The sequence below is a fragment of the Dickeya oryzae genome (assembly GCF_020406815.2).
Taxonomy (GTDB): Bacteria; Pseudomonadota; Gammaproteobacteria; order Enterobacterales; family Enterobacteriaceae; genus Dickeya; species Dickeya oryzae.
In genome coordinates this window covers 4,127,207-4,139,435 of the sequence record NZ_CP162670.1, presented here as the reverse complement: position 1 = coordinate 4,139,435, position 12,229 = coordinate 4,127,207, and the positions used below count along the sequence as shown (strand labels likewise).

13 protein-coding genes and 1 other RNA gene are annotated in these 12,229 nt (G+C 55.0%); 9 read left to right on the top strand and 5 right to left on the bottom strand.

Annotated elements, in window-relative coordinates; all coding sequences use genetic code 11:
• Positions 1–29: 29 nt before the first annotated feature.
• Positions 30–614: a YecA family protein gene (locus tag LF929_RS18215; RefSeq protein ID WP_038906965.1), complete on the bottom strand. Its 585-nt coding sequence runs from the start codon at positions 612–614 to the stop codon at positions 30–32.
• A 290-nt stretch (positions 615–904) separates the two neighbouring features.
• On the opposite strand from LF929_RS18215, the gene zapA reads away from it, so the two are divergent.
• From zapA to LF929_RS18200, 3 genes are all read left to right on the top strand, one after another.
• Positions 905–1,234, top strand: coding sequence for a cell division protein ZapA (zapA, locus tag LF929_RS18210; RefSeq protein WP_012883229.1), 330 nt, complete (start codon positions 905–907; stop codon positions 1,232–1,234).
• 82 nt (positions 1,235–1,316) lie between these two features.
• A non-coding RNA gene (gene ssrS, locus LF929_RS18205) (6S RNA) lies at positions 1,317–1,499 on the top strand.
• A 41-nt stretch (positions 1,500–1,540) separates the two neighbouring features.
• A complete protein-coding gene (locus LF929_RS18200) occupies positions 1,541–2,155 on the top strand; it encodes a 5-formyltetrahydrofolate cyclo-ligase (protein ID WP_038906967.1) in 615 nt (204 codons plus the stop codon).
• A 21-nt stretch (positions 2,156–2,176) separates the two neighbouring features.
• Here LF929_RS18200 and nadR read toward each other — a convergent pair whose 3' ends face one another.
• The 3 genes from nadR to serB form a co-directional block, all read right to left on the bottom strand.
• On the bottom strand, positions 2,177–3,436 hold the full coding sequence (gene nadR / locus LF929_RS18195) for a multifunctional transcriptional regulator/nicotinamide-nucleotide adenylyltransferase/ribosylnicotinamide kinase NadR (RefSeq protein WP_038906968.1): 1,260 nt from the start codon (positions 3,434–3,436) through the stop codon (positions 2,177–2,179).
• 71 nt (positions 3,437–3,507) lie between these two features.
• A complete protein-coding gene (gene radA, locus LF929_RS18190; protein WP_016943204.1) occupies positions 3,508–4,893 on the bottom strand; it encodes a DNA repair protein RadA in 1,386 nt (461 codons plus the stop codon).
• A gap of 120 nt (positions 4,894–5,013) precedes the next feature.
• Positions 5,014–5,991, bottom strand: a complete 978-nt coding sequence (gene serB, locus LF929_RS18185; RefSeq protein ID WP_226093215.1) for a phosphoserine phosphatase — start codon at positions 5,989–5,991, stop codon at positions 5,014–5,016.
• A gap of 128 nt (positions 5,992–6,119) precedes the next feature.
• On the opposite strand from serB, the gene LF929_RS18180 reads away from it, so the two are divergent.
• Positions 6,120–6,800, top strand: a complete 681-nt coding sequence (locus LF929_RS18180) for a YtjB family periplasmic protein (RefSeq protein WP_038906969.1) — start codon at positions 6,120–6,122, stop codon at positions 6,798–6,800.
• Positions 6,801–6,811: 11 nt separating this feature from the next.
• Here LF929_RS18180 and tam read toward each other — a convergent pair whose 3' ends face one another.
• A complete protein-coding gene (gene tam, locus LF929_RS18175; RefSeq protein ID WP_038903222.1) occupies positions 6,812–7,588 on the bottom strand; it encodes a trans-aconitate 2-methyltransferase in 777 nt (258 codons plus the stop codon).
• Positions 7,589–8,043: 455 nt separating this feature from the next.
• Here tam and prfC point away from each other — a divergent pair, with 455 nt between their 5' ends.
• The 5 genes from prfC to LF929_RS18150 all read left to right on the top strand — a co-directional run bounded on the left by prfC (position 8,044) and on the right by LF929_RS18150 (position 12,101).
• Positions 8,044–9,633, top strand: a complete 1,590-nt coding sequence (prfC, locus tag LF929_RS18170; RefSeq protein ID WP_038903223.1) for a peptide chain release factor 3 — start codon at positions 8,044–8,046, stop codon at positions 9,631–9,633.
• Between the two features lie 353 nt (positions 9,634–9,986).
• Entirely contained in the window at positions 9,987–10,643 is a 657-nt protein-coding gene (osmY, locus tag LF929_RS18165) for a molecular chaperone OsmY (protein WP_050570635.1), read from the top strand.
• A 162-nt stretch (positions 10,644–10,805) separates the two neighbouring features.
• Positions 10,806–10,967: a DUF1328 domain-containing protein gene (locus tag LF929_RS18160; protein WP_071603244.1), complete on the top strand. Its 162-nt coding sequence runs from the start codon at positions 10,806–10,808 to the stop codon at positions 10,965–10,967.
• 89 nt (positions 10,968–11,056) lie between these two features.
• The gene (locus LF929_RS18155; RefSeq protein WP_210174386.1) at positions 11,057–11,248 is read left to right on the top strand and encodes a stress-response protein; all 192 of its coding nucleotides are present in this window, start codon (positions 11,057–11,059) and stop codon (positions 11,246–11,248) included.
• A 64-nt stretch (positions 11,249–11,312) separates the two neighbouring features.
• On the top strand, positions 11,313–12,101 hold the full coding sequence (locus LF929_RS18150) for a TatD family hydrolase (RefSeq protein WP_210174494.1): 789 nt from the start codon (positions 11,313–11,315) through the stop codon (positions 12,099–12,101).
• The last annotated feature ends 128 nt before the right edge of the window (positions 12,102–12,229 follow it).

Here is a 12,229-nt window from a genome sequence, read left to right as displayed (position 1 = left end):
CTGAAAAGGGCATCAATGCAGCCTGTGTATTAATGCAGCGTCGGTTTTTTTTGCTCCGGCACCGTGCGTACCGGGCGGGTGAATTCGTTATGACACATGATGGCCGCCACCCGTACGTATTCGATCACTTCTTCCAGCGACTGCTCCAGTTCGTCCTTGTCTTCATCTTCGTCGTAACCGAGCTGGGCGATATTACGCAGGTCATCAATCGCTTCTTTGAGTTCCCCCTGCGCTTTGCTAAGACGGGGCTGGACAACACCAAGACCGAGCAGGAAATGGTTGACCCAGCCCGCCAGTGCATCGGCGCGGTCAAAGACGCTAACGTCTTCCTGCGTGTCGTCCGGCAGGTACAACTGGAACATGAAACCGTCGTCTTCCAGCGTATCGCGGGTCACCTGATACAATTGCTGTAACGGCTGGGCCAGCGTCTGCGGGAAAGCCATACCGTCGTTAGTCAGTTCAAATGTCAGTGTTTTCCAGCTGTCATCGTGGTTGCCGCCACACAGTATGCCGCTTAGCAGGCCGTGCATTTCGGCGGCGGTCAGGGCAACCTGATGCTGGTGCAAGAGCTGGTCGATAGCATCGTAACCGGGGAGTGTATTCTGTATAGACATGAGCATTCATCGTCGTTGGCAGGTCGTTCGTGTTATGCTACCACCAAGCTCCGTTGCTATACCAGCAAGCTCCGTCAGCAGACGTATACCCAATGGATTCAAGCGGCAGGACAACGGGCTTTCGTTTTGAGCAACGCCTCTGCCACTGACAATCTTATGGGTATAATAAAGGGCTTGTATCTTCTATTTTGGATATATATAGTAGCGCCCGCTTTTTCAAGGCCCCGTCACGGGCCGCGCAGCGGATGTCCCTCATGCGGGCGTGAAACGAAATAAGGCAGGAAGGTGACATGTCTGCACAACCGGTAGATATTCAGATTTTTGGCCGTTCGTTAAGAGTTAATTGTCCGCCAGAACAGCAGGATGCGCTGAATCAGGCTGCGGAGGATCTTAACCAGCGGTTGCAGGACCTCAAGGTGCGTACCCGGGTGACGAACACCGAGCAACTGGTGTTTATTGCTGCGCTTAACGTGTGTCATGAGCTGGCGCAGGAACGGCTGAAAACCCGCGACTATGCCGCGAATATGGAACAGCGTATTCGCATGTTGCAGCAGACGATTGAGCAGGCCTTGCTGGAGCAAGGGCGAATTACTGAACGTCAGGGCGCGCAATTTGAGTAGCGTGTCTCGTTTTGACAAAAGTCCGATTTTTTTGGGTAACACATCGCTACCAGACGTGATAAGGTAGCTTTGAAAGAACAAAATTTCTCTGAGATGTTCGTCAGCGGGCAAGTCCCCTGAGCCGATATTTCAACCAACAGAATGTAACGATCCGTAGTTGGTGAGCACGCTCGGTTCGGCCGAGAAGCCTTAAGATTGCGACGTTGCGTTCACCTTGAACCAAGGGTTCAAGGGTTACAGCCTGCGGCGGCATCTCGGAGATTCCCTCTCGTTTATCCCCTGTTAATTGCATGGCAGTGACTGCGCATGAACCCAGCCAGTGCGTCTTCCGATCTCTCTTGTATTACCTCGTTACGCCAGCACATTCGTCAGCAGGTTCGCCAGCGTCGTCGTGCGTTAACGCCTTTGCAGCAAGCAGCCTTCGCCCAGCAGGCCGCTGAGCGGGTGATGACGAATCCGCGTCTGGTCGATGCCAAACGCGTCGCGGTGTTTTTATCGTTTGACGGCGAGTTGAATACCCAACCGTTGATAGCCGCACTCTGGCAGCACCAAAAACAGGTCTATCTGCCGGTGCTGCACCCTTTTTGTCGCGGGCATCTGCTGTTTTTACGTTATGCGCCGGATACGGTACTGGTGTGGAATCGGCTGAAGATTCAGGAACCGCAGTTGGATGTGCGAGATGTATTGCCGGTTGAGCAACTCGATGTGCTGTTGACGCCGCTGGTGGCGTTCGATGCCACCGGGCAGCGGCTGGGGATGGGCGGTGGGTTCTATGACCGCACGTTGCAACACTGGCAGTCGCGCGGCCCTTATCCTATCGGACTGGCGCATGACTGCCAGCAGGTAGAGGCGTTACCGGTAGCAAGCTGGGACGTGCCGCTGCCGGAAATCATCACGCCTTCTCATCACTGGCACTGGTAGCCCCTGACTGGCAGCGAGGGGTTAGCCCGCCGCTGTCATGATCGGTGGCTGGCGGTCATGCCCCAACATCTGTTGCACCAGTTCCACACAGCGCAGAAAGCGGCTGTCGTAGTCGGATTCGGTGACATGAACGTAAGGGACGTTATTTTCTGCCAGCATGCTTTTGAGCACATCCTGAAACGCTTTGCGATCCGCCGCACTGCCGAGGCTGCGCAAGCCGTCTGCCACCCACGGGGTGTTATTTTCCAGCAAAATCACCAGATCAAAGCGGTACTCTTCAATCAACGCCTGCACGAACGGGTGTTCACGGCCTTCGTATTTTTTACAGAACGCCTGCGTGGTGATGAAGTCGGTATCGATAAACGCCACTTTATTGGCATATTTCACCGCAAAATCGATGTACTGGGCCTGACCGAGCGCGATTTTGTCGTAATCGGAATACTGTAGCGCCATTTCATCCCCCCCCAGGTGGGAGAACACGTAGTCACGGCCGTATTCCCAGGCGCTGGTGGTATTGAAGATATTCGCCAGCTTGTTGACCAGCGTAGATTTACCGCTGGATTCCCCGCCCAGAATCGCCACGGTGCGCACGAAAAACGGCTTCACCTCGGTGGGGATATATTCCCAGTAGCGAAACGGATCCTGGCGGATCTGCGCGCCGCTGATGCTCATGAAAGAGCGTTTCGGGTCGACCAGTACGGTGTCGATACCGAGGTGCTCTTTGTATTGCGCGGCGTCCTGCTCTTCACTGGTATAGACGTATTGCGGGTCGATACCTTTTTCCGCCATAAACTGTTTGATGCCCCGGCTCCACACATCCCAGCCATGCGGATAGGGCTCCATGCCCTGTTCGTTGAAGGCATGAATATGGATATTTTTTTGGTACTTGAAGGTTTGCAACAACCAGCGCAGACGGTCACTGACGGTGGGTTGCTGCGACATGGAACTGTGTTCAAACAACAGGCGATCGCGCGGTTCGTCGTAGCCGAGAATCACGTGCAGCTCGTCTACCTGGCTACAGGCACGTTGAATCAGGTAAATGTGGCCGGTGTGTAGCGGGTAGAACTTACCAAACACCACACCGATACTTTTTTGCTGATAGGGGAATTCCAGCCCCAGAAAACGGTGCAGCGATTCCAGCTTCTGCGCGCTGGGGCTTTTGATTTTGGCATTGAGCAACTGGCTCAGATAGCCTTTGGTCATACCCGCGGCGTCGGCGACCTGTTGCAGGGTACAGCCTTTTTGTCTGATGGCTGTTTTCAGGTAATCGTAGGGAGACATGGTCTGATACTCCGATGTGGCGGATAACGCACTGCCATATTACTGTTCCGGCAAGTAAAGCCTAATGGAAATTACAGATCATCCAGAATCGCCAGCGCGTCCGATAGCTTTTTCGCGCCCATCACCTGCATATTGGCAGGGGGTTTCTTCGGCATATTGGCAAACGGCACGATGGCGCGTTTAAACCCATGCTTGGCCGCTTCGATAATACGCTCCTGACCGCTTGGCACCGGGCGAATTTCTCCCGCCAGACCGACTTCACCGAACACCACCACATCCTGCGGCAGCGGTCGGTCGCGGAAGCTGGACACCAGCGATAACAGCAACGCCAGATCGGCGCTGGTTTCTGTGACCTTGACGCCACCTACCACGTTGACGAACACATCCTGATCCGACATCTGCAACCCGCCGTGGCGATGCAATACGGCCAGCAGAATAGCCAGCCGGTTTTGTTCCAGCCCAACAGCGACCCGGCGCGGGTTCGCCATCATCGATTGGTCCACCAGCGCCTGAATCTCAACCAGCAGCGGTCGGGTGCCTTCCCATACCACCATCACGGAACTGCCCGATGTAATTTCATCACCCCGGCTCAGGAAGATGGCGGACGGATTATTCACTTCCCGCAGCCCCTGTTCCGTCATGGCGAATACACCCAGTTCGTTGACGGCACCAAAACGGTTTTTGTGGCTGCGCAGTGTGCGAAAACGGGAGTCGGCATCGCCATCGAGCAATACCGAACAGTCGATACAATGCTCCAGTACCTTTGGGCCAGCCAGCGAGCCGTCTTTGGTGACGTGACCGACCATGATGATGGCAACACCACGGGTTTTCGCAAAGCGCGTCAGGTAGGCGGCGGTTTCACGCACCTGCGCCACGCTGCCGGGAGACGATTGAATATCGGCCAGATGCATCACCTGGATAGAGTCGATCACCATCAGCTTCGGTTGTTCTTGCTCGGCAATCAGGCAGATCTGCTCGATGCTGGTTTCTGACAGCATATTAATATGTTGAGCGGGCAGACCGAGGCGGTGGGCGCGCATCGCCACCTGCTGGAGTGATTCCTCGCCGGTGACGTACAGGGTTTTCATCTGTTCGGACAATTTGCACAGGGTTTGCAGCAGCAGGGTACTTTTACCCGCACCCGGGTTACCGCCGATCAGAATGGCGCTGCCGGGGACCACGCCACCGCCCAATACCCGGTCAAACTCCAAAAAGCCGGTGGAGAAACGCGGCAGCGCCTCCAGGCTGATGTCAGAGAGTTTCTGCACCCGACTGACACTGCCGCTGTCCCCGGCGTAACCGGAGAAGCGATCGTTGCGTGATGGGGAGGACGCGGCGGCCAGGCGCACCTCGGTGATGGTGTTCCAGGCGTGGCAGGCGCTGCATTGCCCCTGCCAGCGTGGGTAGTCAGCCCCGCATTCATTACAGACAAAAGCACGTTTGACGGCTTTGGCCATGAATTCCCTCCTGTTTTACTGCGCTTTCTTTTTACTGCCTGGTGAATCGCACTGCGCTGTGATAGCGCGTTATCTATCACCTGTCGCCCATAAAAAATGGCCGGTGAACGGGTGTACGGTTCAGCTTTTTTCGTGTCGCAGGCTGCCGCTGAGAATACACAATACGCCGGTCAGGTCCGCATGGCGGATAGTGACGGCACTTTGCTGGTTCACTTTCGGTTTGGCGTGATACGCGATGCCCAGCCCCGCGGCTTTAATCATCAGCAGGTCGTTGGCACCGTCGCCGATGGCGACCGTCTGGTGTACCGGGATAGCCAGTTTCTCGGCCAGTTGTTGCAGCGTATCGGCTTTATATTTCGCATCGATGATGGGGCCGACCACTTCACCAGTCAGTTTACCGTCGCGCATACCCATTTCGTTGGCGACTGCTGCTGCCAGACCAAGCTCGTCACGCAGGTAGTCGGCGAAATAGGTGAAACCGCCGGATGCGATAGCCAGGTGCCAGCCAGCCTCTTGTAACTGTTTGACCATGTTTTTCAAGCCAGGCATCAGCGGCAATGTTTCCCGCACCTGTCGCAGAATGTTGGCATCAGCACCTTTGAGGGTGCCGACACGCTGGCGCAGGCTGGAGGCGAAATCCAGTTCGCCACGCATGGCGCGCTCGGTCACTTCCGCGACCTGTTTGCCGGTACCGGCCAGTTTGGCGATTTCATCGATACATTCGATCTGAATGGCGGTGGAATCCATGTCCATCACCAGCAGGCCGGGCGAGCGCAAACTCGGCGTATTGCCCATCGGTGTGACATCCAGACCCAGTTCGTGGGCAACCTTGGTGATGCGCGGCGTCAGGGTACCCGCCAGACGTACAACCTGATAATCGTCCACGCTCCAGGCGCTGACTATCACCAGCGGTTCATCCAGACGACGCTGGATGCGGGATAGCAGATATTTGTCGAGCACATCGCCGTACATCAGCCAGCCGGTATTACCGGCGCGATAGTCGAGCGGCATGACCTCGTCGTCACTCAGCGACAAGGGTAAATTTGGCCAGCAGTTGATCTCATCGGGCAGATCGCTATAGGTCAAACGGTTCGACATGGGTTAAATATCCTTTCCTGCGGGTAGTGAGCATTGACGGGGTGGACGGCCACAAATTAACGCAACAAGCTATCCTATCGTTAACGCTTCTGGCAACATGAAAGTATCCAAATCGCGCAGGTATTCCCATGGTTCGGGCCCGGATTAAATTTCGCTTACATCGCACAGCCATTGTGTTGATCTGTCTGGCTCTGTTGGTGGTCTTATTGCAAGGCGCGTCTTATTTCAGCCTCAGCCATCAGATGGCCCGTTCCGAGCAGGTAGAAGAGCTGGCGCGTACGCTGACACGTCAGGTGGCATTCAATCTGACCCCGTTGCTGGAGAGTAACAACGATAACAGCAGCAAAATTGAAGAGATGTTGCAGCAGTTGACGGATCACAGCCGTATTCTGGATGCCGCCGTGTACCTGCAGGACGGCACGCTGGTGGCGCGGTCAGGTGAGCAGGTGGCTGTACGTGACCGGCTGGCGCTCGATGGCAGCCGTGCCGGTAGTTACTTCAATCACCAGATGGTGGAGCCGCTCAACACTAAAGACGGCCCGATCGGTTTTTTGCGCATCACGCTGGACACTCATGTGCTGGCGACGGAAGCCCGTCAGGTGGATAACACCACCAACATCCTGCGGTTGATGATCATGATGGCGCTGGCCATTGGCATTATTCTGGCCCGTACCTTGTTGCAGCACCGTCGTTCCCGCTGGCAACAGTCGCCTTACCTGCTGACCGCGAATGCCTCGTCGCAGGATGATGAACCGGCGAATGACGACGGCTCCTCCGTGCCGGATAGCGATAAAACCCACAAACCCTAAACAGCGATTTATTACCGGCGTCGCGTCGCCACCATAAACAGACGCGGGTAGATAAGCAGGCTGTTGCCGTCGGCCTGAGTCGGGTAAGCCGCTTGCAGGCAGCTCTGGTAGCGTTGCAAAAAGTCCTGCTGTTCCTGCGCGTTCAACGGTGCCAGGAATGGGCGCAAACCCGTGCCTTTCAACCACTCGATAATCGCCTGTGCTCCCCCCATGATGTGATAGTAGGTGGTTTGCCAGATATCCACGTCGCAACCGTGACTGACCAACACGTCGTAATACTGCCCGGGACTGAGCAAAGAGTGTCGGATCTGGTCTATGTCGCCAAATCGATCCTTCCACGGCCCCTCGGCGGCGACGCTACGCATCAGTTGGTGTGTGGGTTGGCTCAATGTGTCTGGCATTTGTACCGCCAGTACGCCACCCGGTGCCAGATGCGCCACCAACGCCGATAGCAGGCGCTCATGATCCGTCAACCATTGCAGCGAGGCGTTAGCGTAGATGACGTCCTGCGGGGTATCCGGTTGCCAGTCGGCGATGTCGGCCTGCTGGAATGCACAACCCGGCAGGCGCTGCTGCGCTTGTTGCAGCATCGCGGCTGAGTTATCCACGCCGGTGACGTGCGCCTGCGGCCACGCCTGATGCAGCAACTCGGTGCTGTTGCCAGGGCCGCAGCCCAGATCAGTGACACGGGTAGGGTGGGGATGCGAAATCCGGGATAACAGTTCGAGGGCCGGACGGGTACGTTCATTGGCAAAACGCAGGTAAAGCTCAGGGTTCCAGTCTTGCATGGCTATCTCCTTGGCAGGTGGGAGCGATGGGGAAACCGGGTCAGGGAGTAGCAGCATAAGAAGTCGGCGGGATTTTTTCCATCCATTCCGGTGCTTTTTCGTAAACCTTGAGGCTGGCTGGCATCGTGATTATTTTTCCGGTAATCCGGTCGCACTTCTCTGTGTTGTGCATGGTTTAGGTGATGAGCGATTGTGCCCGGCCGGTAAATCGGAGAAAATGATCGGCTTATCCATCTGTCGCTACGATGCCTGTCACTTAAGCCTGTGTGGGGGAAAACGCGTGTAAAAGTGCTTAGAGGAATCTTTCAGCCGGGCGGCTGCGCTTAGCGTGAGCCCTGATGGCTTAATTGATTGGCATCAGACAGCTTTATCTGTCTTTATTTTCTATTTTGTCTGGTGCGACATCTCTGCGTGTAGAGGTGTCGGCGCCTCACTGTTAAAGAAGCCTGAATAACATGTCTCCAAGTGAATACGCACGCGAAGTCTCGAAACGTCGGACATTCGCTATTATCTCTCACCCTGACGCCGGTAAAACCACCATTACGGAAAAGGTATTGCTGTTCGGACAGGCGATCCAGGTTGCCGGTACGGTAAAAGGGCGCGGCTCCAACCAGCATGCTAAATCTGACTGGATGGAGATGGAAAAACAGCGTGGTATCTCGATTACCACCTCGGTGATGCAGTTCCCGTATCGCGAAAGTCTGGTCAACCTGCTCGATACACCGGGGCACGAAGACTTCTCTGAAGATACCTACCGCACGCTGACCGCCGTCGACTGCTGTTTGATGGTGATCGATGCCGCCAAAGGCGTTGAGGACCGGACCCGTAAGCTGATGGAAGTGACCCGTCTGCGCGATACGCCGATCCTGACCTTTATGAACAAACTCGACCGTGATATCCGTGATCCGATGGAATTGCTGGACGAGGTAGAAAACGAACTGAACATCGCCTGTGCGCCGATTACCTGGCCGATTGGCTGCGGTAAGCTGTTTAAAGGCGTCTACCACCTGTACAAAGACGAAACCTATCTTTACCAGAGCGGTATGGGTCATACCATTCAGGCCGTTCGTATCGTCAAAGGGCTGGATAACCCGGAACTGGATCAGGCGGTCGGTGACGATCTGGCGGCGCAATTGCGTGAAGAGCTGGAACTGGTCAAAGGCGCATCGCACGAATTCGAGCAAGAAGCGTTCCTGAATGGCGAACTGACGCCGGTATTCTTCGGTACGGCGCTGGGTAACTTCGGTGTCGATCACATGCTGGATGGTCTGGTGGCTTGGGCACCCGCGCCGATGCCGCGTAAGACCGATGCGCGTGTGGTGAGTGCCGACGAAGAGAAATTCAGCGGTTTTGTGTTCAAGATTCAGGCCAACATGGACCCGAAACACCGCGATCGCGTGGCATTCATGCGGGTGGTGTCTGGCCGCTATGAAAAAGGGATGAAGCTGCGTCAGGTGCGTACCGGCAAAGACGTGGTGATCTCTGATGCGCTGACGTTCATGGCGGGCGATCGCTCTCATGTGGAGGAAGCCTGGCCGGGCGACATTATCGGCTTGCACAACCACGGCACGATTCAGATTGGCGATACCTTTACTCAGGGCGAAGATCTGAAATTCACCGGTATCCCCAACTTCGCCCCGGAACTGTTCCGTCGTATCCGCCTGCGTGATCCGCTCAAGCAGAAGCAGTTGCTCAAAGGGCTGGTGCAGTTGTCCGAAGAGGGCGCGGTGCAGGTGTTCCGTCCGCTTATGAACAACGATTTGATCGTGGGTGCGGTCGGGGTGCTGCAGTTTGACGTGGTGGTAGCCCGCCTGAAAACCGAATACAACGTAGAAGCGGTGTACGAATCGGTGAACGTTTCCACCGCTCGTTGGGTTGAGTGCGGCGACGTGAAGAAATTCGAGGATTTCAAACGTAAGAACGAGTCAAACCTGGCGCTGGATGGCGGCGATAATCTCACGTATATCGCACCGACCATGGTGAACCTCAACCTCGCTCAGGAACGTTATCCTGACGTGAGGTTCTATAAAACCCGCGAGCATTAATCGTCGGTTTCCTGCCCACTCCAGCTGGAGTGGGCGCGCTTCGGATACCGTCCCACCTTTCAATAACCACTTATTAATCAACATCATATTGATATTTTTCTGCGTCTTCCCCGTTACGGACAAATCTGAAATCACTGTAGGTCGGCCATTCGGCGCTGGGCTTTTCCCTGACATTGTCTATAGTTAACATGCGTTACTTTTTTGGTTTATTTAACTTGGATTTTGTTTGATGGTGGTTCGTTATTTTTATTTTATTTGTTTGGTTGAATAAATAATCTGATGCGATGTAGCGAATCGTTCCGACCTAAGGTAATCCTGTTATGAAACAGACCATAACGATAAGGAAGGTATCGATGAAGAAGAGCAAGGTTGCACGTTTAACCCGACATGTATTTGCAACGACACATGCACGTTCACTGGCGACGGTGGCTTTGGGCATGATGTTGCTTGGTGGTCAGGCTCAGGCCGAACAGGGAACGCTGGTGCAGCAGACGCAGCATATCGCGCAGACCGCCGGTAAAAGCATCGACGATTCCGTACAACAAGCCACGGACTATATGGATGACAGTACGCTCACAGCCAGGGTAAAAGGGGCGTTGCTGAAAGATGAAACGCTCGACAGCAATGATATTTCCGTTTCTACCCACGATGGCGTGGTGACGCTCAGTGGCTTTATCGCCAGTCAGGAGATGGCGACCGGTGCAGTGAAAATTGCCGCTCAAACCGAAGGGGTAAAGTCTGTCAGTGATAAATTGCAGGTCAAGGATGACAGCGGTACGCAGTCGATGAGTGCATATGCCAGAGACCTCCTCACCACCAGTACTATCAAAGCCAAACTGTTAGCGGATGACATCGTGCCTTCCCGCCACATCAAGGTGGTCACTCAGAGTGGCGTGGTGCTGCTGACCGGCCAGGTGGCGAATCACGTTCAGGCCGAGCGGGCAGAAGCCATTGTCAAAGCCGTAAGCGGTGTAAAGAGCGTCAAAAACGAACTGACGGTGAAATCCTGACGCTCGCTCCTGCGCAGGTATCGGCGGCGGAATGACGGCGGCGCGGTTACCGCTGTCATGATGTCTTTCTGACTAAGTGAGGATGTCGCCCCGCGTGTGCAATCTGGTTCAGGGTTGTACGGCTGGTGGTGGTATCTCTCGCATTTTTGCACCGGAGGTCTGATGTTTCACTGGGGCATTCTCTTTCTTATTGTTGCGGTTATCGCTGCGGCTTTGGGGTTTAGCGGCCTGGCGGGTACTGCCGCCGCTGCGGCCAAAATCGTCTTTGTGGTTGGGATTATCCTGTTCCTGATTAGCCTGTTTATGGGACGCCGTCGGCCGTAGAAGCGGCGTCCATATGTCTGTCACAGTGTTCCTTCACACTATCCATGTTGTCTTTAGTGTCCGACTTTTGTTTTGTTCTGGGGGTCATCATGGTGAATCTGGATGTCGCTATTGGCAGATGGAAACAGTTGAAAGGATGCTTGTGGGCGTTGTGGGCCGAATATGTGGATAGTGACGATGCCTGGGTATCGGGAAACCACGATTTTTTGGCCGGTGTGATGCAGGAATATTACGGAAAAGAGCAGGACGAGGTATCCTCAAGGCATGATAGCCTGTACTGAGAGATAGCCGTTGCCCAACGACTTTTTATCCAATTCGTTATCCGGTGTGATATCTGATGGCCCGATGGCGACATCCGTCGGGTTTATTGATACCCATTGTCACTTTGATTTTCCCCTGTTTGCGGACGATGCCGCTGGCAGTCTGGCGCAAGCCGGGCAAGCCGGTGTCCACCGTCTTATCATTCCTGCCGTCGCGGCTGAACATTTTGAGCGGGTATTGTCGCTCAGTCAGCGCTGGCCCGCCCTTTACGCCGCACTGGGGCTGCATCCGTTGTATATCGCCGGGCATCAGGAGTCGCATCTCGTCGAGCTGGCGTCCGCGCTTGAGCAGGCCCCGCCTCGTCTGGTGGCGGTGGGGGAGATTGGCCTGGATCTGTACATGTCGGATCCTCAATTTGAGCGGCAGAAAGCGTTTCTGGGTGCGCAACTTAAGCTGGCTGCCCGCCACGACTTGCCGGTTATCCTGCATTCCCGCCGTAGCCACGACCAACTGGCGCAAATGCTGCGTCGCTACCCGGTTCCTTGTACTGGTGTAGTGCATGGTTTTGCCGGTAGTTACGATCAGGCAATGACGTTTATTCGTCTGGGTTACTACATTGGCGTTGGCGGTACTATTACCTATCCCCGAGCTAACAAGACTCGTCAGGCGATCGCGCGCTTGCCGCTCGACCGATTGCTGTTGGAGACCGATGCGCCGGATATGCCGGTGTGTGGATTTCAAGGGCAGCCGAATCGCCCGGAGCGTTTGGTTTGCGTGTTCGACACGTTGTGTGAACTGCGTTCTGAACCGCCGCAGGTGATTGCGGACACCCTTCTTGCCAATACACGACGACTGTTTCCTGTGCTGCAATGATCAGCACCGGCGTTTATTGCCTACGTTACGCGACTTAACGCTATACTTGGCGACATAAGGGATGGGTTTAATGACCCTTATTAATCAAGGGAAGTGATTGGGAGGCGGGTTTTATTACCGGTTTCTCT

Coding starts and splice junctions, on each gene's coding strand:
- LF929_RS18215 (WP_038906965.1), bottom strand. CDS start 614: ATGTCTATACAGAATACACTCCCCGGTTACGATGCTATCGACCAGCTC.
- zapA (WP_012883229.1), top strand. CDS start 905: ATGTCTGCACAACCGGTAGATATTCAGATTTTTGGCCGTTCGTTAAGA.
- LF929_RS18200 (WP_038906967.1), top strand. CDS start 1,541: ATGAACCCAGCCAGTGCGTCTTCCGATCTCTCTTGTATTACCTCGTTA.
- nadR (WP_038906968.1), bottom strand. CDS start 3,436: ATGTCTCCCTACGATTACCTGAAAACAGCCATCAGACAAAAAGGCTGT.
- radA (WP_016943204.1), bottom strand. CDS start 4,893: ATGGCCAAAGCCGTCAAACGTGCTTTTGTCTGTAATGAATGCGGGGCT.
- serB (WP_226093215.1), bottom strand. CDS start 5,991: ATGTCGAACCGTTTGACCTATAGCGATCTGCCCGATGAGATCAACTGC.
- LF929_RS18180 (WP_038906969.1), top strand. CDS start 6,120: ATGGTTCGGGCCCGGATTAAATTTCGCTTACATCGCACAGCCATTGTG.
- tam (WP_038903222.1), bottom strand. CDS start 7,588: ATGCAAGACTGGAACCCTGAGCTTTACCTGCGTTTTGCCAATGAACGT.
- prfC (WP_038903223.1), top strand. CDS start 8,044: ATGTCTCCAAGTGAATACGCACGCGAAGTCTCGAAACGTCGGACATTC.
- osmY (WP_050570635.1), top strand. CDS start 9,987: ATGAAGAAGAGCAAGGTTGCACGTTTAACCCGACATGTATTTGCAACG.
- LF929_RS18160 (WP_071603244.1), top strand. CDS start 10,806: ATGTTTCACTGGGGCATTCTCTTTCTTATTGTTGCGGTTATCGCTGCG.
- LF929_RS18155 (WP_210174386.1), top strand. CDS start 11,057: ATGGTGAATCTGGATGTCGCTATTGGCAGATGGAAACAGTTGAAAGGA.
- LF929_RS18150 (WP_210174494.1), top strand. CDS start 11,313: ATGGCGACATCCGTCGGGTTTATTGATACCCATTGTCACTTTGATTTT.